This is a genomic window from Planotetraspora sp. A-T 1434, assembly GCF_025420585.1.
GTDB lineage: Bacteria > Actinomycetota > Actinomycetes > Streptosporangiales > Streptosporangiaceae > JAOEGB01.
In genome coordinates this window covers 158,812-176,879 of record NZ_JAOEGB010000017.1, presented here as the reverse complement: position 1 = coordinate 176,879, position 18,068 = coordinate 158,812, and the positions used below count along the sequence as shown (strand labels likewise).

The window sequence follows — 18,068 nt, the reverse complement described above, 5'->3', positions numbered from 1 at the left end:
CCCCTAACCCCGGCCGTGATCATGCACAGGTTCCCGCGCATGGCAGCCCACCAGCGCCATCCGTGCCCGTGATCACGCATGATTTCCCGGGGACGACCCCCTGCCAGCCCTGTCCGCACCCGTGATCATGCATGGGTTCCTGTACGGCCCGCGTCTTTGGCGGCGCGGGCCGCTCGGGCCACGATGTCCTCGCAGATGGCATGAGTGATCAGAGCGTCATCCGCCGAGACCGTACGGCCCTCGCGGACGGAGCCGAGGAACGCGTGGCAGATCTGCTCGATGCCGCGCTGGCGCGTCGCGGAGGCCCAGTCGGGCCGTCTCGTCAGGGTCTCCCCGCCGGCGTAGTCGATCACGTCGCCGAGGTTGACCACCGCGCGCTTCGCGCCGCAGCCCATGACCTCGCAGGTCTCCTCGGCCGCCCCGCTGACGCGGCTCATCAGGCCGATGGCGGTGAAACCGTCCCCGTCCAGCGTCAGGACGACGTGTTCCAGGAGCCCGTCCCGCACCCGCGTCCTGATCGCCATACCGGTGACCTGACCGGGGACGAGGAAGCGGAGCGTGTCCACGACGTGGATGAAGTCGTCGAAGACCACGGTCCGGGGGTCGTCGGGGTGGTTCGCCCGGTTCTTCCGCATGACGATCAGGTCTCGCGGGCGCTCTCGCAGGCTCGCGTATCCGGGGGCGTACCGCCTGTTGAAGCCCACCATCAGCGACCTGCCCCGGTCGCGGGCCAGCCGTACGAGCTTCTCCGAGTCGGCGAGGTCGTAGGCGAGCGGCTTGTCGACGTAGACGTGCACCCCCGCGTCCAGGAGCGCGGTGACGATCGGGACGTGCGCCTCGGTGGCGGCATGGACGAACGCCGCGTCGATCCCCGTGTCGACCAGCTCCGCGACGGACGTGGATCTGGACCTGATCCGATAGGCGTCGCCCAGCCGGTGGAGGGTTCCCCGGTCGCGCGTGCACAGGTGCGGCTCGATTCCGGGCGTCGCCGCCAGCACCGGCAGGTACGCCTTCTCCGCGATGTCCCCCAGCCCGATGATCCCGACTCTCATACCGGAAGCCTATAGCCATTGCTCAATCACACTTATTAAGTGAAACTGAGTACATGGGACGACGAGCACCGGAGCTGGGCCGGTTCACCGATGTCGCACTGCTGGTTCTGGTCAGCCTGGCCGAGGGCGACAAGCACGGCTACCGGATGATCCAGGACATCGAGGAGTTCTCGGGCACCTCGCTGGAGCCCGGCACACTGTACGGCGCGCTCATGCGGCTGGAGGAGCGCAAATGGATCGAGGCGCTCCCGGCGGCCGAGCGGCGCCGGCCGTACCGGATCACACCTGCCGGCCGCGACGCGCTGGGCGAGCAGCTCGCGACGCTGCGCCGGATCGAGCAGACGGGCACGCGCCGCGCGCGGCCCTCCTGGGGGGTGGCGTGACATGCGAAAACTGGGCGGCGCGGTGATCGGGCTCTACCCCCGCACGTGGCGTGAGCGGTACGGCGAGGAGGTCCGGGACCTGCTCTCCACGCGGCCGGTGCGGCTCCGCACCCTGGCAGACCTTTCGTTCGGCGCGGTCGACGCGTGGTCGCACCGTGGCCTCATCCCCGGAGGAGGGCGTTCCATGAAGATCCGCATCCCCGCCGCCGCGCTCCTCGGAGCGGGCGCGCCGGCACTTCTGACCTTGTGGGGCCAAGCAGCCCGTGACCTGCCCAGCCTCAACGCGACGGCGGCGGGCAGGGTCCCGCACGTCCTGGCGTCGATCTCCTCGACGGCCTTCGTGGCGGGGATCTTCATGGCCGTCCTGGCGGTGGCGCCCCTGCTGGTGCACGCCGCCGCCCGGACGATGCGGTCCCGCGACGGCGTGCCGGTCGTGGTCCTCACCATGGCCCCGTTCCTGGCCCTGCCGGTCGGCTTCTCGCTCTTCGCCGAGGCCGGCGACGGTCTGGCGCGGGACCCGCTCGGCAACGCGATCGCGGGCGGCTTCCTCGCGCCGCTGGCGCTGGCGCTCGCGCTGGTCCTGCCGGCCATCGCCCGCCTGGACCCCGTGCTGGCACTCAGCACGCGCTCGGCCGGCACCGTCCAGGCGCTGGCCGCGGGGATGACGGCGTTCGCCTGGCTCCCCTCGATAGCTCTGATGATCCTCGGCTCCCCGAGTATGTCCCCGCGGTTCCTCATCGCCGTCGCAGCCGGCGCCCTGTGCAGCCTCGCGATGTGCGCGACCGCGATGAAGGTCTCCCTGCGTCATCGAGAGGCAGTCATGGCTCCGGCGGCCGCGCCCGCCTGATCAGCGCGTACGCCACTGGGCGATGACGGCCTTGAGTGCCTCGTCCAGGGGCGTGGGGGTGAGGCCGAGGGCGGCCTCGGAGGCCGAGGAGTCGAGGACGAACGGCCGGTCGAACTGGTAACGCGTCTCCTTCAACTCCCGGATGAAGGGGGCCACGAGACCGGCCGCCTGGATCAGCGGCCACGGGATCCGCCGCAGGCGCGGCGCGGGAGCGCCGGCGAGCGCGCACAGGCGTTCGGCGATCGTCCGGATGGTCACCGCCGGGCTCGTGGGCACGTGCCACGCCCTGCCCCACGCGCGCTCGTTCCCGGCCACCGCCACCAGGGCGCGGGCCACATCAGGCAGATAGGTCCAGCTGTGGGGGACGTCGGGGTCGCTCAGCACCATGGCCGGCTTGCCGGCGAGCAACGGCGGGACGAACCGCTCCCCGAGGTACGACTGGTCCGAGGCCTGGGGGCCGTAGTAGTCCGAGCCGCGCACCTCCGTGGCCCGCACCCGGCCCGCCTGCTGAGCGGCGAGCGCCTGCTCCCACATCGCGGCTCGCACGCGGCCCTTGGTGCCGGTCGACGCCAGCGGCAGATCCTCGGTCATCGGCCCGTCCACGGGGCCGTAGCCGTACAGGTTGCCGAGAATGACCAGCCCGGCCCCGGTGGCCTCGGCCGCCTCCAGGAGCGCGTTCGCGATCGGCGGCCAGTCCACGGGCCAGCGGTGATACGCGGGGTTGGCGCAGTTGTAGAGCGCGTCGGCTTCCTCGGTGAGCCGCCGCATCGTGGCCGCGTCCCCCGCCTGCGCGGCGACCAGGCTGATGCCGGGCCTGACCGGGCCGGAGCCCGACCGCGTGACCACCACGACCTCGTGTCCCTGGTCCGCCAGCAGCTCGGCGACCTGTCCGCCCACCTGGCCGGCTCCGACGATGACGTGCTTTCCCATGTTCACACCTGATTCCAGACGAGCCGAAGAACGGCGTTGAGGATGTAGAGCGCGGCGAAGACCGTGCCGGTGGTCACCAGGCCGGAGGCGACCAGGGCGACGGCCCCGCCTCCGAACCACAAAATCTCCAGCACTGCGCGGGCGACGCCGGTCAGCGGGACGACCGGGTCGTTGGCGGCTCCGAAGATCGCCCATACGGCGATGAAAAGGGCCGGGCCGCCGAGACCGGCCAGCAGCCGCAGGGCGAGATGCGAGCTCACAGTGAAGCCCCAGTAGCCGACCGACGCGAGGACGCCCAGCTCCAGAAAGAACATGAGCGCGGCGTTGGTCCCCTTGGCGACGGTAAGCATCGCTTCTCCTTAAGTTCATTGCTCCCTTATGAGAGCAATGCTCTCGCTTGAGAGCGACACCCGTCAAGAGCACTGCTCTTTTTTCTAGTCAGTGCTCTGATAACCTGAGGCCATGAACGCGAGCCGTACCGCGCGCGAGCGGGTGAGAGCGGAGCTGGTCCGGGAGATCACCGACATCGCCCGGCGCCATCTCGCCACCGACGGCGCCGGCGGGCTGTCGCTGCGCGCCGTCGCCAGGGACATGGGAATGGTCTCGTCGGCGATCTACCGGTATTTCCCGAGCCGCGACGACCTGCTCACCGCGCTGATCATCGATGGGTACAACGCGATCGGCGAGGCCGTGGAGGAGGCCGACGCGGCCTGCGCGCGGGACGACTTCGCCGGACGGTGGCTCGCGGTCTGCCGTGCCGTACGCCACTGGGCGCTGGCGCGCCCCCATGAGTACGCGCTGCTGTACGGCTCGCCGGTGCCGGGTTACCGCGCTCCCGAGGACACGATCGAGCCGGCGAGCCGGGACACGGTGGTGTACGGGCGGATCATCTCGGAGGCCTTCCGGGCGGGACGGCTGTCACCGCCGGAGATCTGCCCGTCACCTCCGGGCGTGCTGTCATCGGACGCCGAGGCCGTGCGGACGCTCATGCCGGGCGTCTCCGACGACGTCGTGACGCGGGCGATCATCGCCTGGACGGGACTGTTCGGCATGGTGAACTTCGAGCTGTTCGGCCAGTTCAACAACGTGATCACACACCGTGACGAGCTCTTCGACCACAACATCGTGTGCCTCGGCCACCTGATTGGCCTCCAACCCGCCCCCAACCCTTCGGCGTGATCATGCGCAGATTCCTGGACATGGCGCTTGACCTGGCGGAACTCCGGCCGTGATCATGCAGGAGGTCCGCCACCTTCACTGGCATGAAGCGATGAAGGCGACACCCGTGGATCTCATGGATGCCGCCTTCACTGCATGGTCATGAATGCCTTTTGGGCAGGTCGGAGACCATTTGAAGGAACCTGTGCATGATCACGCCCGAGGTGTGGGCAGTTCACGGGCCACGTCGGGGAAGCTGTGCATGATCACGCCGGGAGGTGGGGGCGGGTGGCGCGGTTGACGGCGGAGATGATGGCCTTGAGGGAGGCGGTCGTCGTGTTGGCGTCGATGCCGACCCCCCACAGGACCTGCGCGCCGTCCGGGCCCTGGATCTCGCACTCCACGTAGGACGCCGCCTTGGCGTCGGTTCCCGCGCTCATCGCGTGCTCGGTGTAGTCGAGGACCCGCACGCCGATCCCGACTCCGGCCAGCGCGTCGCAGAAGGCCGAGATCGGGCCGTTGCCGACGCCCTCCACCTCACGGATCTGACCGTCGACCCGGATGTCGGCGCTGATCGCGTCCTTGTCGTCGACCGCCGAGGAGTTGCGGTGCGCCAGCAGACCCAGGCGGCCCCACGGCCTGGCCGGGTTGGGCAGGTACTCGTCGGTGAAGGACTCCCACATCGCCGCGGCAGTCACCTCGCCGCCCTCGGCGTCGGTGCGGGCCTGGACGACGCGGGAGAACTCGATCTGCAGGCGTCGCGGCAGGTCGAGCTGGTGGTCGGCCTTCATGATGTAGGCCACGCCACCCTTGCCCGACTGGCTGTTGACCCGGATCACGGCCTCGTAGGTGCGGCCGATGTCCTTCGGGTCGATCGGCAGGTACGGCACGGCCCAGGTGAACTCGTCCACCGGGACCCCGGCGGCGGCCGCGTCCCGCTCCAGGTGCTCGAAGCCCTTCTTGATGGCGTCCTGGTGGGAGCCGGAGAAGGCGGTGTAGACCAGCTCGCCGCCCCACGGGTGGCGCGGGTGAACGGGCAGCTGGTTGCAGTACTCGACGACGCGGCGGATCTCGTCGATCTCCGAGATGTCGACCTCGGGGTCGATGCCCTGGGAGAACAGGTTCATGCCCAGCGTGATCAGGCAGACGTTGCCGGTGCGCTCGCCGTTGCCGAACAGGCAGCCCTCGATGCGGTCCGCGCCCGCCATGTATCCCAGCTCGGCGGCCGCGACCGCCGTACCCCGGTCGTTGTGGGGGTGCAGGGACAGCACGATGGAGTCCCGGTAGGCCAGGTTGCGGTGCATCCACTCGATCTGGTCGGCGTACACGTTCGGCGTGGCCATCTCCACGGTCGCCGGCAGGTTGACGATCACCTTGTGGTCGGGGGTGGGCTGCCAGACGTCGTTGACGGCGTTGCACACCTCCACCGCGTACTCCAGCTCGGTGCCGGTGAAGGACTCCGGCGAGTACTGGAAGGAGATCTCGGTGTCACTCTCGGCGGCCAGCTTCTTGCACAGCTTCGCGCCCTCTACGGCGATGGCGGTGATGCCGTCCTTGTCCTGGCCGAAGACGACCCGCCGCTGCAGCGTGGAGGTCGAGTTGTACAGGTGGACGATGGCCTGCCGCGCGCCGCGCAGGGACTCGAAGGTCCGCTCGATCAGCTCGGGCCTGGCCTGGGTGAGGACCTGGATGACCACGTCGGAGGGGATCCGGTCCTCTTCGATGATCTGCCGGATGAAGTCGAAGTCGGTCTGCGACGCGGCAGGGAAGCCGACCTCGATCTCCTTGTAGCCCATCCGCACCAGCAGCTCGAACATCTTCAGCTTGCGGTGGGCGTCCATGGGGTCGATCAGGGCCTGGTTGCCGTCACGCAGGTCCACCGCGCACCACTGCGGCGCCTTGGTGATGACCTTGTCCGGCCAGGTGCGGTCCGTCAGCCGGATCGGCTCGAACGGGGTGTATCGGTGGAACGGCATGGGGCTGGGCTGCTGCTGCGAATTCATCATGCTCCTCGTCGGACGCACGGCGACCCTGGAATGACACGGGAACGACACGGGGAAGGACACAGGGACACTGCCCGGATCGTTGAGAAATAGGTCGCCGGTGGAGAAAACCAGGGGCGGCCGACGCGCACGACTCGCACCGCGGCGAGGGAGCCGGCCTCTTACAGGCCCTCGCCGCGGCGGATAAGAAGGAGTCCGCGCAGCATGCCATGCAGACTAGCAGACGCCGGAAACGCGGCGGAACCTCCGAGCCCGCCGGGGGCCCCAGGAGAGCATTCCGGAAGGTCAGTCAGGGATCAGCACGCTGAGGCAGGTGACACAGCCTTCCAGCTTCTCGAACTCGCCGATGTCCACGGTCACCACGCCGAGGCCGCGCTCCCGGAGCATCGCGGCCGTCCGCGGCGCCGAGGCCGCCATCAGGACCGTGCCGCCTCCGAGCAGGACGACGTGCGAGCCGGACTCCTCCGGAGGAACCAGCAGGTCGGGCAGGTCGACGTGCTCCGGGTCGCCGATCAGCGCGCCGTCGGGCAGCGCCGTGACGGCCGACTTCAGGTGAAGCACGCCGCGCAGGTTCACCGGTACGACCTTCTTGCCGGGGAGCGCGGCGGCGAGCTGGGCGATGCCCTCGTCGTTCGTCCGCGCCGACCGGCCGGCGTAGATGGTCTCCCCCGCCTGCAGCACGTCGCCGCCGTCGAGAGTCCCCGGCTCGGTGATCGTGACCGTGTCCAGGCCCAGGTCGCGTACGGCTCTCGCCGCCGAGGCCACCTCGGCCCGCCGCTCGGGCGCGCCCGGCCGGGTCAGTACGGCGAGGCGGTCGCAGACGACGACCGTGTCCTCCACGAAGGGCCCGTCGGGGAGGTCGTCGGCGGGCTCGACCTCGACCGGCCGCCAGCCGTTGTCACGAAGGGCCGCCACATAGGCCGCGTGCTGGGCGGCGGCCAGCCCGGCGTCCACCATCTCACGCTGGATGTTCGTGACGATGCCCTCGGCCAGCCGTGGCCCCGGCCGCCTGACCAGTGCGGTTCCTCCCATAAGTCTTGATTCCTATCACGCTAGGGTGACTCCAGACGAAGGGGGTTGAACATGAAGGACAACGAGATCCTCGGGCAGATCAACGAGCTCATCGACGAGGAGCACGCCCTGCGCGAGCGGCTGGCGGCGGGCGAGGTGACCAGCGAGGAGGAGCACGCGCGCATCAAAACACTGGAGGAGGACCTCGACCGCTGCTGGGACCTGCTCCGTCAGCGCCGCGCCCGCCGGAACGCGGGAGAGGACCCGGACAACGCCGCCCCACGGCCGGTGAGCGAGGTCGAGAACTACCAGCAGTAGAGCCACATCGGCACGCCGAGCACGCGGCGTGTGCGCGCACCCGCGGGTCCGGCGACGCCTGGCCCGCGTCGCCGCGGCATGTGGGCCAACCGTGGCCGGGGACGAAAACCGTTGGCGATCCGCCGCTCCGGTGTTGTTGGCTTGTTCACATGCAGATCGAGCGCCTGGACTTCACCGCCCCCGGTGATCGCCTGACCGGGCTGTACGCCGTCACGCAGGCCGAGGACCTTCCGGGGCCGACGATGACCCTGCGCCACTTCCAGATGACGATCGAGGGCGGCTGGTCCAGGGAGCGCGGCGAGACCTGGGTGGCCGTCCGCGAGGGTCAGGTCCTCGGCGGCTACACCCTCCACTTCCCGGAGGCGGACAACACCCACCTGGCGCTGCTCCACCTGCTCAAGGTCCACCCCGGCCACAGGCGGCGCGGCCTCGGCGGCGCGCTGCTCGATCACGCCATGACCCGGGTCAAGGCCGAAGGCAGGGGGGTGCTGGTCGGCTCGGCCGCCGCCGACCGGCCCGGCGCGGCCTTCGCCAAGGCACACGGCTTCTTCCCCGCCGCCACGGAGGCGCGGCGGGTGCTCGACCTCCGCACGGCCGATTGGTCCGGCCTGGAGCTCATGCGGGCCGATGCCGTACGGCACGCGCGGGACTACTCGGTCGAACGGTGGATCGGACCGGCGGGTGACGAACTGCTCGACGACATGGCCCGGCTGATGAACGGGATGAACGACGCGCCCCTGGAGGACCTGGACATCGAGGACGAGCACTGGGACGCCGAGCGGTTCCGGAGACACGACGAGGTGCTGGCCGGCGCGGGGCTCGCCGTCTACACGATGATGGCCCGGCACACGGCGACCGGCGAGCCGGCGGGCTTCACCCGGCTCGCCGTGGACGCCCAGGAGCCCCGCGGCTGGGCCCGGCAGTTCGACACCTGCGTGCTGCGCCCGCATCGGGGCCGCCGGCTGGGCCTGATCCTCAAGCTCGCGAACCTCACCTGGTTCCACGCCTGCGAGCCCTCGATCGAGCAGGTGGCCACGTGGAACTCCACGTCGAACCCGCACATGATCGGCATCAACGAGCAGATGGGCTTCCAGGTGCTCGACATCTGGAACGAGTGGCAGCTTCACCTCTGACGTCCCAAAGGGGGTCGCCCGCTTCTGCACGGCGCCGGTCCTCGGGGCGGACCTGGACGGCGACATCGCCTACCTCGTCACCAACGGCCAGTGCACCAGGGGCTCCGGGGGCGGCGCGGACCCGGTCTACGGGATCGCCGCCCCCCGGCGGCTCCTGGTGGCCCGACCTCGCCCTGAGCCGTGCCAGGAACGCGGTGCCGCCCCTGCGCCAGCCGGGAGCCGGGCGCACACGGTGAGGAAGCGAGTCGGCCATGCGCAGGGCCAGGTCCGTGGACTCCTCCGCCGGAGGGCTGCTCCGCGAGGTGTCCGGCGAGGCCAGAGGCGTTCAGGCGTTCGATCGCTTCCTCTCTTCCGATGGTAACCGAGCTTCCCCTACAGGCCGATCCAGGCGCTTGCGGCCACGACCAGGCCCAGCGTCACGACGGTGACGGTGAGCTCCGCGAGGGCGCCGACGGCGAACGGCCGGAGCCCCTGGCGGCGGATCGCGCGGAAGTCCGTGCTGAGGCCGACGCCCGCGAACGTGAGCAGGAACGCCCAGCGCGAGAGGTTGCCGAGCGAGGTCAGGTCGGCCTTGGCGATGGCCCCCGCCGTCGCGAGCGCCGACACCACGAGGAACCCCAGCACGAACTTGGGGAACTTCGCCCACAGGAAGGCGGCCCGGTTGCCGACCGCATGCGCCTGGCCGCGCGCCGCCCAGAAGAGGGCGAAGCCGAGCACGACGAAGCCGATCGTGGCGTTCCGGGTCGACTTGGCCAGGACGGCCACCTTCGCGGCCTCGTCCGAGTACAGCGCGCCCGCGGCCGTGGCCTCGGCCGTGTTGTCCACCGCGAGACCCGCCCACAGGCCGAACTCGTGCGCCGACAGGCCGATGAGGTGCCCGATCGCGGGGTAGGCGAACAGGCCGAAGGCCCCGAGCGCCAGGATCGCGGCGATGGCGAAGGACGCGTCCTCGTCGTCGGCGTCGATCGCCCCCTTGCCCGCGATGATCGCCGACACCCCGCAGATCGACGAGCCGATCGCGAGCAGCGAGATCAGCTTGGGCCCGAGCCCGAACCAGCGGCCGATCAGCACGACCACGCCGATGGCGACGAACAACTCGATGACGACGAGGGCCAGGCTGACCCCGCCGAGCTTCAGCACGTCGCCCAGCAGGAAGCGGGCGCCGAGCAGGACGATGCCCAGCTTGAGCCAGAACTCGTAGGTGGCGATTCCCGGTTTGAAGATCGGGTGGATGCCGACGGTGTTGGTGATGATCAGGCCGAAGACGATCGCCCACAGGACGTACTCGATCTTCGGGAACGACCAGCCGTTCGAGGTGCCGATCTCGGTGAACCAGGTCTCGGCCAGCTTGCCCGCGTATCCAATGACGGCCAGCAGGACCAGACCGGGGACCAGGCCCACGGCCTTGCGGGCGAAGTCGGAGGAGGACGCGGGGACGGCGGAGGGAGTGGCGGCGTGCGTGGTCACCAGCCCACCTCCGGGAGGACGCCGGCGACGGCCGCCAGCACGATCAGGGCGGCGACGCCGACGGAGATCCAGTCGAGCAGAGGTGTCCGGTCGCGGCGGGGATCGGACGCCGCGGCCTCCTCGGCGAAATGCTCGCCGGGCTGCGGCTCCTCGGGCGGGTCGGACAGGACAGCGGGGTCCTCGGGCGGGTCGGACAGATCGGCGGGGTCCTCGGGCGGAGGTGTCTGAGATGGGGGTGTCGTCGCTGACAAGGCGGGCTCCCTTGAGGCTCCTTGAATGGGGGGTGAACGCGACACCGGCAGCATAAATTCGCTAATCCCTACTCGTAAAGAGGGTATTTTCCCGGCTTGAGGATGACGTCCCCGCCCTCGAACGTCACGGAGCCGCGTGTCGCGGGAAGGACGCCCATGACCGTGTTGAGCAGGGTCGTCTTGCTGACGCCGTTGCGGCCCATCACGCACGTCAGCCGGCCTGCGGCGACCTCCAGGGAGACCCCGAACAGCACCCGCGCCTGCCGTACCCGCCCTCGAACCCCTCAACGGACCGCATCGCCGGCGTCTTTCCGCGCCCGACCCAGATAGATCTCCTGTCCCCCCGGATCGGGACCGGACCTGCTCGACCGATCCCTCCATCAGCCCGGCGCCCTCGTGCAACACGGTCACCCGGAAGGCGCACTTCCTTTGGAAGTCCATGCGGTACTCGACCACGATGACGGTGTGGTCGTGGGCGACCTCACTTGAAGGACGCGACATCACTGTCGCCGTAAGCGTGTTGAAACCGCATCCGGCTTCGCCTCGGGGATTTGCTGACGAGCGTGCCGTATTCCGTATGCCCGAGCGGGGTGCATTTCTCTCCGAGAACCTCCATTCCCGTTGGCCGCGGCGTCCGCCTTGATGATTTTGTTGGCCGTTCTGGGGAACACATAGTCGCTGCCAACGAAGGAACACACTTTTTATTTCCCCGTTCCTTCAGATAGTCGAGGCCGGGACGATCTGCTGGTTGGTCGTCGCGCCCGTGTAGAAGATGTACGGCGAGCTCTTCAGCCCTCGTATTGCATGGGTGCCACAGCAGGACCTTGCGCTTCTGGAACACCGGCAGCATCGCCTTGCGGCTCGCGAACGTCCGCCCGCCGAAGACTGTGGCGACCTTGTCCTGGGCGATGAGCTTGGTGGACTTCTCCGCGAAGGTGGCTCCTCCTTGTCGATACGGCCCCCGCACCGGCCCGTCTGCCGACAAGGCGAATGGGTGAGATTTCCCGATAAAACCGGAATGTTAACAACTCATTAGGGAAGGCTCACCGGCCATCCCGATACACGCACGAAATGAGCAGGTAACGCAAGGGAAACGGCGCTTACCTATCGTCCCGCCATGCGGCTCACTCCACACGAACAGGAACGCCTCCTCATCCACGTCGCCGCGGGCGTGGCGCGCGACCGCAAGGAGCGCGGCCTGCGGCTCAACCATCCCGAGGCGACCGCGATCATCGCATCCTTCCTGCTGGAGGGCGCCCGCGACGGCCACACCGTGGCGGAGCTCATGGACGCCGGCCGCAAGGTGCTCCGCCGGGAAGACGTCATGGACGGCGTCCCCGAGATGCTGGAGTCCGTCCAGATAGAGGCCACCTTCCCCGACGGCACCAAGCTCGTCACCGTCCACAACCCGATCTCATGAGCACCGCGAGCGCGCCGGGCGCGCCGGGCGAGATCGTGTACGGCGAGGCGCCCATCGAGCTGAACCCGGGCAGGGAGCGGATCACGCTTCGGGTGGTCAACACCGCGGACCGTCCGGTCCAGGTGGGGTCGCACTATCACTTCGCGGCGGCCAACCCTGGCCTGGCGTTCGACCGGAAGGCCGCCTGGGGGACCCGCCTCGACATCCCGGCCGGTACGGCCGTCAGGTTCGAGCCGGGCGTCGAGCGCGACGTGACGCTGGTGCCCCTGAGCGGCGGCCGGATCGTTCCGGGCCTGCGTCCGGAGTGGGCGGGGCCGCTCGACACCGGTCGCCCGGACGGCGCCGCCAGAGACGGAGACGGCGAATGACCCGCATCGAGCGCTCGCGCTACGCCGCCCTGTACGGCCCGACCGCCGGGGACAAGGTGAGGCTGGCGGACACCGACCTGTTCATCGAGGTCACCGAGGACCTCTCGATGGGTCCCGCCGGAGCGGGTGACGAGGCGGTCTTCGGCGGCGGCAAGGTGATCCGCGAGTCGATGGGCCAGGCCCGGACGACCCGCGCCGAGGGCGCCGCCGACCTCGTCATCACCGGCGCGGTGATCCTCGACCACTGGGGCGTCGTCAAGGCCGACATCGGCGTGCGCGACGGCCGGATCGTCGCGATCGGCAAGGCCGGCAACCCGGACACCATGGACGGCGTGCACCCCGGCCTGGTCATCGGCCCGTCGACCGAGATCCTGGCGGGCAACGGCAAGATCGTCACAGCGGGAGCGGTCGACTCCCACGTGCACCTCATCTGCCCGCAGATCCTCGACGAGGCGCTCGCCTCGGGCGTCACCACGATCATCGGCGGCGGCACCGGACCGGCCGAGGGCACGAAGGCCACCACGGTCACCGGCGCCTGGTATCTGGCCCGCATGCTGGAGTCCCTCGACTCCTACCCGGTCAACGTGGCGTTGCTCGGCAAGGGCAACACGGTCAGCACCGAGGGCCTGATGGAGCAGCTCCGCGCCGGGGCGTCCGGCTTCAAGCTGCACGAGGACTGGGGCACGACCCCCGCCGCGATCGACGCTTGCCTGAGGGTGTGCGACGCGACCGGCGTCCAGGTGGCCATCCACACCGACACGCTGAACGAGGCCGGGTTCGTCGAGTCGACGCTCGATGCCATCGCCGGCCGGGGCATCCACGCCTACCACACCGAAGGCGCCGGGGGCGGCCACGCGCCCGACATCATCAAGGTCGCCTCGCACGCCAACGTCCTGCCGTCGTCCACCAACCCGACCCGGCCGCACACGATCAACACGCACCACGAGCACCTGGACATGCTCATGGTCTGCCATCACCTCAATCCCTCCATCCCGGAGGACCTGGCCTTCGCCGAGTCGCGGATCCGGCCGACGACGATGGCGGCCGAGGACGTCCTGCACGACATCGGCGCGATCTCCATGATCGGATCCGACTCCCAGGCGATGGGGCGAGTAGGCGAGACGATCATCCGTACCTGGCAGACCGCCCATGTCATGAAGAAACGCCGGGGCGCCCTGTCCGGCCCGGCCGACAACCTGCGCGCCCGCCGTTACGTCGCCAAATACACGATCAATCCGGCCATCGCCCACGGGCTCGACGGCGAGATCGGGTCGGTCGAGGTCGGCAAGCTGGCGGACCTCGTCCTGTGGAGCCCGGCCTTCTTCGGCGTGAAGCCGGACCTGGTCGTCAAGGGCGGCGTGATCGCCTACGCCCAGATGGGCGACGCCAACGCCTCCATCCCGACTCCTCAGCCCGTGTTCCCCCGGCCGATGTTCGGCGCCGCCCCGGTCACGGCCGCCGCCACGTCGCTGCACTTCGTGGCCCCGCTGGCCATCGAGGACGGCCTGGCCGACCGGCTGGACGTCCGCCGCCGCCTGGTCCCCGTGGCCGACGTGCGCGCCCGCCGCAAGGACGCCATGCCGCTCAACGACGCGCTGCCGTCGATCGAGGTGAACCCCGACACGTTCGAGGTGCGCGTCGACGGAGAGGCGATCGAGCCCGCCCCCGCCGAGGAACTGCCCATGGCCCAGCGCTATTTCCTTTTCTGAGAAATGGGTTCTGAGGCATGGGTGCTCAGGCCCGGTGGTGAAGCACGAGGACAGTCGAGCGGACAGGAGGAGAGGCGAGATGCACGGTAGGTCACCCGGCGACGCGGCGATGCTCCTGCTGGCCGACTCGCGGCTCCCCGCCGGGGGCCACGCCCATTCGGGGGGCGCCGAGGAGGCCGTACGGCTCGGCGCGATCACCGGCCCGGACGATCTGGCGCGGTTCCTCCGGGGGCGGCTCGCCACCGCTGGGCTCGTCACCGCCGCCCTGGCCGCCGCCGCCTGCGAACTCGGCACCGCCACCGCCCCCCGGACCGCCCGGAACGAGTGCGGCCCCAACACGGCCCCACCAGCCACGGACGAAGCAGACGTGGACGGAGCAGACGCGGACGGAGCAGACGCGGACGGAGCAGACGCGAGCCGACCGCATGCAGGCGAGACCGGCGGGGAGGGACCACGCGCCAGCCGGCCAGACGCCCAGGGCGCCGCGGACGGCGGCGAGTGGGTCCAGCGGTGGCGGCAGCTCGACGCCGAGGCCGACGCCCGCACCGCCTCCCCTGCCCAGCGGGAGGCGAGCCGCACCCAGGGCCGCCTCCTCATCCGTACGGCACGCGGCATCTGGCCGTCGGCCATCCTCGACACGCTGACGGCGGCCATCCCGGAGGGGGCCCACCATCCCGTCGCGGTGGGCGCCGCGGCGGCGTCGGCGGGCTGCGACCCCTACCAGGCGGCCCTGGCGGCGGCCTACAACGCGGTGACCGGACCTGCGACGGCGGCCGTGCGGCTCCTCGGGCTCGACCCGGTGACCGTGCACCGCCTCCTCGCCGACCTGGCTCCCGCGCTCAACGACGCGGCCCACGCCGCCTGCGCGTCGCTCATGGACGCGGTGGTGACGGAGCCCGTTCCCCGCGATTCGGCGGCGCGGGACTCCGCGACGCCGCGGGTAGCGGGCTGGCAGTCGTTGCCGGGGCACTGCGCCCCGGCGCTCGACCTGCTCGCGGAAGGCCACCAGAACAACCCGATGAAGCTTTTCGTCTCCTGACGGCGACCGAAGCTCCTGAGGGCGAACGAAGCGATGCCCAGCGAAGCCGTACCGGCTTGAAGCGGAAGGACAGGTCCTCACCATGGGCGCTCACCACGACGACCACCACGACGCGGCGGATCCGCGCGGGCGCGCGCTGCGCCTCGGCATCGGCGGCCCCGTCGGCAGCGGCAAAACCGCCCTGGTGGCGGCCCTGTGCCGCAGCCTCGGCCCGTCGCTGCGCCTGGGGGTCGTGACGAACGACATCTACACGACCGAGGACGCCGACTTCCTGCGCCGCGCAGGCGTCATCGACCCGGAGAGAATCCTCGCCGTGCAGACCGGCTGCTGCCCGCACACGGCGATCCGCGACGACATCGCCGCCAACCTCGACGCGGTGGAGACGCTCGAAGAGCGGTTCGGAGAGCTCGACCTGGTGATCGTGGAGAGCGGCGGCGACAACCTGACCGCCACCTTCAGCCGGGGGCTGGCCGACCGGCAGATCTTCGTGCTGGACGTCTCCGGCGGCGACAAGGTCCCCCGCAAGGGCGGCCCCGGAGTGACCACGGCCGACCTGCTCGTGGTCAACAAGACCGACCTGGCCCCGCTCGTTGGGGCCGACCTGACCGTGATGTCCCGCGACGCGGCAGCCGTACGGGACGGCAGGCCGGTGCTGTTCACCTCGATCAGGGAGGACAAGGGCGCGCACTCGGTCGCCGAATGGGTCTCGGGCATCATGGGTGCCTGGCGGCACCAGCGCGAGCAGAAGCATGCCCACACGCACACCCACGACCAGACCCAGACCCAAGACCATGACCACGACCAAGACCAAGACCACGATCATGACCACGCGGCCCCGACCGTGACGCCCTGACCGCCGTGACCGTTCCGACCCGCCCGACCCGCCCGAGCAGCCCGACCAGCCACACCGGCCACACCGGACCACCCACGACGGACGCCCCCACGGCGCGCCCCGGCCCGGCGTCGGTCACGGCGCGGGCCGTGATCACGACCGCGGCCGGTCCCGGCGGGGCCACCCGGCTGGAGACGCTGCGGTCGGATCCCCCGCTCACGCTGCGGCAGACGGGTCCGGGCCTGGTGCATCTGGTGTCCACGGCGGCCGGTCCCCTCGGCGGGGACCGGCTGGAGTTGCGGATCGAGGTCGCTCCCGGCACCTCCTTGGAGGTCCGCTCTGTCGCGTCCACGCTGGTGCTGCCGGGCTCCTCCCCCGGCGACTCCTGGATGGTGATCGACGCCCAGGTCGGCGCGGGAGCCTCCCTGCGCTTCTCGCCGGAGCCGACCGTGCTCGCCGCCGGGTGCTCGCACCGCATGGCGGTACGGCTCTGGCTCGAGGAGGACGCCTCGGCGTTCTGGCGTGAGGAGATCGTCTTCGGGAGGCACGGAGAGCGGCCGGGGCGATGCCGCGCCCGGTTCGACGTGACCGTCGCCGGACGGCCGCTGCTCAGGCAGGAGCTCGTCGTCGGAGATCCGTCCACCGACCGCAGCCCCGCCGTGTACGGCGACGCCCGCTGCGTCGGCTCCACACTCGTGGCGGGTCCGGCCTGGACCTCGCCGGCCGTGCCGGACGGCAAGGCGGAACGCCGTGCCACGGTGGGAGACGGCTGGGCGGCCCTTCCGCTCGCCGGGCCCGGCGTGCTGGCCTCCGCCCTCGCCTCGGACACCGTCGAGCTGCGAGCGCGCCTCGAACGCGCCGAGAGCCTGGCCGCCCTCCACCCATCCCCCGCGCCGCAGCGAGCCGAAACCCCGGCTGCCCTCCACCCATCCCCCGCGCCGTAGCGAGCGGCATCGGGCGACTGCGGGCGTAGCCTGGTGATCGTGTCTGAACCCACCGCGCCGGTCGATGGCGGGCCGGGCAGGAGCGCCGCCAGCCTGCTTCTGGCCATCGGAGTGATCGTCGCCGGTCTCGCGCTGGCCGTCGCCGCCCTGCTGCCGTGGGCGGGGGTGACGGCCGAGTTCGGCGCCCTGAACACGGAGCTCACTCACGCGGTGCGCGGGGTCGACGACGGCAGCGGCTGGTTCGTCGCGGGCGCGGGCGTGATCTCCATGCTGCTCGGAGTCCTGGGCGTGGTGCGCAGCTGGCTGTTCACCGGGTTCGCCATCCTTCCCGGTGCGGTGGCCGCCTTCTCCCTGGCGATGTTCCTGACGGACCCGCAGGGCCTGGCCGACCGGTTGGACTTCCGGATCCCCGGACTGGTGGACGTGCATCCCTCCATCCAGTACGGCTGGTTCGCCGCACTCCTCGCCTCCGTCCTCGTGGCGGCCTTCGCCGCCGCCGCCCTCCTCCGCCGCCGCTGACCCGTCCCGTCCTCCAGCGCGCCGCCGCCAAGGTAATCACGCTGATCACCTGCCGCGTGCCAGGTAGCCGGAGCGGTAGCATCCTGGGTAGCATTGTTGGTGTGAAGATCAGTGTCAGCCTTCCGGAAGAGGATGTGGCGTTTCTCGACGAATACGTCACGCGCCATGAGGCTCTGTCGCGGTCCGGCGCCCTGCACGATGCCATCAGGCTCCTCCGCGCCGCGTCCCTCGAAGAGGAGTACGTGGCGGCCTTTGAGGAGTGGGACGCCGGCGAGGACGCCTCTGTCTGGGACGCCACCTCGGGCGACGGAATCTTCGATGCGCCGAGGTGACGTCTATTGGATCGACTTCGAGCCGTCGCAGGGCTCCGAGGCCAACAAGACCCGTCCCGGCGTGGTGGTCAGCAATGACGCCGCCAACCGCGCCGTCGAACGGAGCGGCCGGGGCGTTGTGACCGTGGTGCCCGTCACGACGAACATCGCACGGGTCCTGCCGTTCCAAGTGCTGCTGCCTGCCAAGGAATGCGGGCTCGCGAAGGACTCCAAGGCCCAGGCGGAGCAGGTCAGGTCGATCGCGCCGGGGCGGCTGCGCGAGCGGATCGGCCATCTGCCCGCGCCCGTGCTCAAGAAGCTCGACGAGGCGCTGCGCACCCATCTCGCCTTATGATTCCGCGACGGCCGCTAC

Annotated in this window: 23 protein-coding genes; 14 read left to right on the top strand and 9 right to left on the bottom strand. The window is 70.4% G+C overall.

Features of this window, described 5'->3' with window-relative positions; all coding sequences use genetic code 11:
• Nucleotides 1-125: 125 nt before the first annotated feature.
• On the bottom strand, nt 126-1,052 hold the full coding sequence (locus N5079_RS22620; protein WP_261585975.1) for a Gfo/Idh/MocA family protein: 927 nt from the start codon (nt 1,050-1,052) through the stop codon (nt 126-128).
• Nucleotides 1,053-1,105: 53 nt separating this feature from the next.
• On the opposite strand from N5079_RS22620, the gene N5079_RS22615 reads away from it, so the two are divergent.
• Both N5079_RS22615 and N5079_RS22610 read left to right on the top strand, forming a co-directional pair.
• Nucleotides 1,106-1,435 carry a PadR family transcriptional regulator gene (locus N5079_RS22615; RefSeq protein ID WP_261585974.1) on the top strand — a complete coding sequence of 110 codons (330 nt, stop codon included), beginning with the start codon at nt 1,106-1,108 and terminating at the stop codon, nt 1,433-1,435.
• Between the two features lies 1 nt (nt 1,436).
• On the top strand, nt 1,437-2,282 hold the full coding sequence (locus N5079_RS22610; RefSeq protein ID WP_261585973.1) for a hypothetical protein: 846 nt from the start codon (nt 1,437-1,439) through the stop codon (nt 2,280-2,282).
• Here the strand turns inward: N5079_RS22610 and N5079_RS22605 are convergent, their stop codons facing one another.
• Both N5079_RS22605 and N5079_RS22600 read right to left on the bottom strand, forming a co-directional pair.
• The gene (locus N5079_RS22605) at nt 2,283-3,212 is read right to left on the bottom strand and encodes an NAD-dependent epimerase/dehydratase family protein (protein ID WP_261585972.1); all 930 of its coding nucleotides are present in this window, start codon (nt 3,210-3,212) and stop codon (nt 2,283-2,285) included. It abuts the gene before it with no gap.
• 2 nt (nt 3,213-3,214) lie between these two features.
• Complete coding sequence (locus tag N5079_RS22600; protein ID WP_261585971.1) at nt 3,215-3,562, bottom strand: YrdB family protein; 348 nt, start codon at nt 3,560-3,562, stop codon at nt 3,215-3,217.
• Between the two features lie 112 nt (nt 3,563-3,674).
• Between N5079_RS22600 and N5079_RS22595 the strand changes: the two genes are divergently transcribed.
• Complete coding sequence (locus N5079_RS22595) at nt 3,675-4,391, top strand: TetR/AcrR family transcriptional regulator (protein WP_261585970.1); 717 nt, start codon at nt 3,675-3,677, stop codon at nt 4,389-4,391.
• Between the two features lie 245 nt (nt 4,392-4,636).
• Here the strand turns inward: N5079_RS22595 and leuA are convergent, their stop codons facing one another.
• Entirely contained in the window at nt 4,637-6,373 is a 1,737-nt protein-coding gene (gene leuA / locus N5079_RS22590; protein WP_261585969.1) for a 2-isopropylmalate synthase, read from the bottom strand.
• A gap of 285 nt (nt 6,374-6,658) precedes the next feature.
• Entirely contained in the window at nt 6,659-7,405 is a 747-nt protein-coding gene (gene ddaH / locus N5079_RS22585) for a dimethylargininase (RefSeq protein WP_261585968.1), read from the bottom strand.
• Between the two features lie 51 nt (nt 7,406-7,456).
• Here ddaH and N5079_RS22580 point away from each other — a divergent pair, with 51 nt between their 5' ends.
• Nucleotides 7,457-7,702: a DUF2630 family protein gene (locus tag N5079_RS22580; protein WP_261585967.1), complete on the top strand. Its 246-nt coding sequence runs from the start codon at nt 7,457-7,459 to the stop codon at nt 7,700-7,702.
• Between the two features lie 149 nt (nt 7,703-7,851).
• Nucleotides 7,852-8,835 (top strand): GNAT family N-acetyltransferase, encoded by a 984-nt coding sequence (locus tag N5079_RS22575; RefSeq protein WP_261585966.1) that lies wholly within the window; start codon nt 7,852-7,854, stop codon nt 8,833-8,835.
• Between the two features lie 372 nt (nt 8,836-9,207).
• Here N5079_RS22575 and N5079_RS22570 read toward each other — a convergent pair whose 3' ends face one another.
• From N5079_RS22570 to N5079_RS35600, 4 genes are all read right to left on the bottom strand, one after another.
• Complete coding sequence (locus N5079_RS22570; RefSeq protein WP_261585965.1) at nt 9,208-10,302, bottom strand: YeiH family protein; 1,095 nt, start codon at nt 10,300-10,302, stop codon at nt 9,208-9,210.
• Entirely contained in the window at nt 10,299-10,553 is a 255-nt protein-coding gene (locus N5079_RS22565; RefSeq protein WP_261585964.1) for a hypothetical protein, read from the bottom strand. Before N5079_RS22565 ends, N5079_RS22570 begins: the two co-directional genes overlap by 4 nt.
• Nucleotides 10,554-10,621: 68 nt before the next feature.
• Complete coding sequence (locus N5079_RS22560; RefSeq protein ID WP_261585963.1) at nt 10,622-10,807, bottom strand: ATP-binding cassette domain-containing protein; 186 nt, start codon at nt 10,805-10,807, stop codon at nt 10,622-10,624.
• 227 nt (nt 10,808-11,034) lie between these two features.
• On the bottom strand, nt 11,035-11,520 hold the full coding sequence (locus N5079_RS35600; protein WP_410007820.1) for a transporter substrate-binding protein: 486 nt from the start codon (nt 11,518-11,520) through the stop codon (nt 11,035-11,037).
• A 150-nt stretch (nt 11,521-11,670) separates the two neighbouring features.
• Between N5079_RS35600 and N5079_RS22555 the strand changes: the two genes are divergently transcribed.
• The 9 genes from N5079_RS22555 to N5079_RS22515 all read left to right on the top strand — a co-directional run bounded on the left by N5079_RS22555 (nt 11,671) and on the right by N5079_RS22515 (nt 18,050).
• Complete coding sequence (locus N5079_RS22555; protein WP_261585962.1) at nt 11,671-11,973, top strand: urease subunit gamma; 303 nt, start codon at nt 11,671-11,673, stop codon at nt 11,971-11,973.
• Nucleotides 11,970-12,341, top strand: a complete 372-nt coding sequence (locus N5079_RS22550) for an urease subunit beta (RefSeq protein WP_261585961.1) — start codon at nt 11,970-11,972, stop codon at nt 12,339-12,341. Before N5079_RS22555 ends, N5079_RS22550 begins: the two co-directional genes overlap by 4 nt.
• Complete coding sequence (locus N5079_RS22545; protein WP_261585960.1) at nt 12,338-14,050, top strand: urease subunit alpha; 1,713 nt, start codon at nt 12,338-12,340, stop codon at nt 14,048-14,050. Before N5079_RS22550 ends, N5079_RS22545 begins: the two co-directional genes overlap by 4 nt.
• A gap of 79 nt (nt 14,051-14,129) precedes the next feature.
• Nucleotides 14,130-15,089, top strand: coding sequence for an urease accessory protein UreF (locus N5079_RS22540; protein WP_261585959.1), 960 nt, complete (start codon nt 14,130-14,132; stop codon nt 15,087-15,089).
• Between the two features lie 82 nt (nt 15,090-15,171).
• Nucleotides 15,172-15,942 carry an urease accessory protein UreG gene (gene ureG, locus N5079_RS22535; protein WP_261585958.1) on the top strand — a complete coding sequence of 257 codons (771 nt, stop codon included), beginning with the start codon at nt 15,172-15,174 and terminating at the stop codon, nt 15,940-15,942.
• Between the two features lie 5 nt (nt 15,943-15,947).
• Complete coding sequence (locus tag N5079_RS22530; protein ID WP_261585957.1) at nt 15,948-16,865, top strand: urease accessory protein UreD; 918 nt, start codon at nt 15,948-15,950, stop codon at nt 16,863-16,865.
• A 39-nt stretch (nt 16,866-16,904) separates the two neighbouring features.
• Complete coding sequence (locus tag N5079_RS22525; RefSeq protein WP_261585956.1) at nt 16,905-17,384, top strand: hypothetical protein; 480 nt, start codon at nt 16,905-16,907, stop codon at nt 17,382-17,384.
• A 101-nt stretch (nt 17,385-17,485) separates the two neighbouring features.
• Nucleotides 17,486-17,716, top strand: a complete 231-nt coding sequence (locus N5079_RS22520; protein WP_261585955.1) for a ribbon-helix-helix domain-containing protein — start codon at nt 17,486-17,488, stop codon at nt 17,714-17,716.
• Nucleotides 17,703-18,050 (top strand): type II toxin-antitoxin system PemK/MazF family toxin, encoded by a 348-nt coding sequence (locus N5079_RS22515; RefSeq protein WP_261585954.1) that lies wholly within the window; start codon nt 17,703-17,705, stop codon nt 18,048-18,050. Before N5079_RS22520 ends, N5079_RS22515 begins: the two co-directional genes overlap by 14 nt.
• Nucleotides 18,051-18,068: the final 18 nt, after the last annotated feature.

What these genes read in the sequence shown, in the direction of transcription:
- N5079_RS22620 (WP_261585975.1), bottom strand. Translation starts at nt 1,052, where the DNA reads ATGAGAGTCGGGATCATCGGGCTGGGGGACATCGCGGAGAAGGCGTAC.
- N5079_RS22615 (WP_261585974.1), top strand. Translation starts at nt 1,106, where the DNA reads ATGGGACGACGAGCACCGGAGCTGGGCCGGTTCACCGATGTCGCACTG.
- N5079_RS22610 (WP_261585973.1), top strand. Translation starts at nt 1,437, where the DNA reads ATGCGAAAACTGGGCGGCGCGGTGATCGGGCTCTACCCCCGCACGTGG.
- N5079_RS22605 (WP_261585972.1), bottom strand. Translation starts at nt 3,212, where the DNA reads ATGGGAAAGCACGTCATCGTCGGAGCCGGCCAGGTGGGCGGACAGGTC.
- N5079_RS22600 (WP_261585971.1), bottom strand. Translation starts at nt 3,562, where the DNA reads ATGCTTACCGTCGCCAAGGGGACCAACGCCGCGCTCATGTTCTTTCTG.
- N5079_RS22595 (WP_261585970.1), top strand. Translation starts at nt 3,675, where the DNA reads ATGAACGCGAGCCGTACCGCGCGCGAGCGGGTGAGAGCGGAGCTGGTC.
- leuA (WP_261585969.1), bottom strand. Translation starts at nt 6,373, where the DNA reads ATGAATTCGCAGCAGCAGCCCAGCCCCATGCCGTTCCACCGATACACC.
- ddaH (WP_261585968.1), bottom strand. Translation starts at nt 7,405, where the DNA reads ATGGGAGGAACCGCACTGGTCAGGCGGCCGGGGCCACGGCTGGCCGAG.
- N5079_RS22580 (WP_261585967.1), top strand. Translation starts at nt 7,457, where the DNA reads ATGAAGGACAACGAGATCCTCGGGCAGATCAACGAGCTCATCGACGAG.
- N5079_RS22575 (WP_261585966.1), top strand. Translation starts at nt 7,852, where the DNA reads ATGCAGATCGAGCGCCTGGACTTCACCGCCCCCGGTGATCGCCTGACC.
- N5079_RS22555 (WP_261585962.1), top strand. Translation starts at nt 11,671, where the DNA reads ATGCGGCTCACTCCACACGAACAGGAACGCCTCCTCATCCACGTCGCC.
- N5079_RS22550 (WP_261585961.1), top strand. Translation starts at nt 11,970, where the DNA reads ATGAGCACCGCGAGCGCGCCGGGCGCGCCGGGCGAGATCGTGTACGGC.
- N5079_RS22545 (WP_261585960.1), top strand. Translation starts at nt 12,338, where the DNA reads ATGACCCGCATCGAGCGCTCGCGCTACGCCGCCCTGTACGGCCCGACC.
- N5079_RS22540 (WP_261585959.1), top strand. Translation starts at nt 14,130, where the DNA reads ATGCACGGTAGGTCACCCGGCGACGCGGCGATGCTCCTGCTGGCCGAC.
- ureG (WP_261585958.1), top strand. Translation starts at nt 15,172, where the DNA reads ATGGGCGCTCACCACGACGACCACCACGACGCGGCGGATCCGCGCGGG.
- N5079_RS22515 (WP_261585954.1), top strand. Translation starts at nt 17,703, where the DNA reads ATGCGCCGAGGTGACGTCTATTGGATCGACTTCGAGCCGTCGCAGGGC.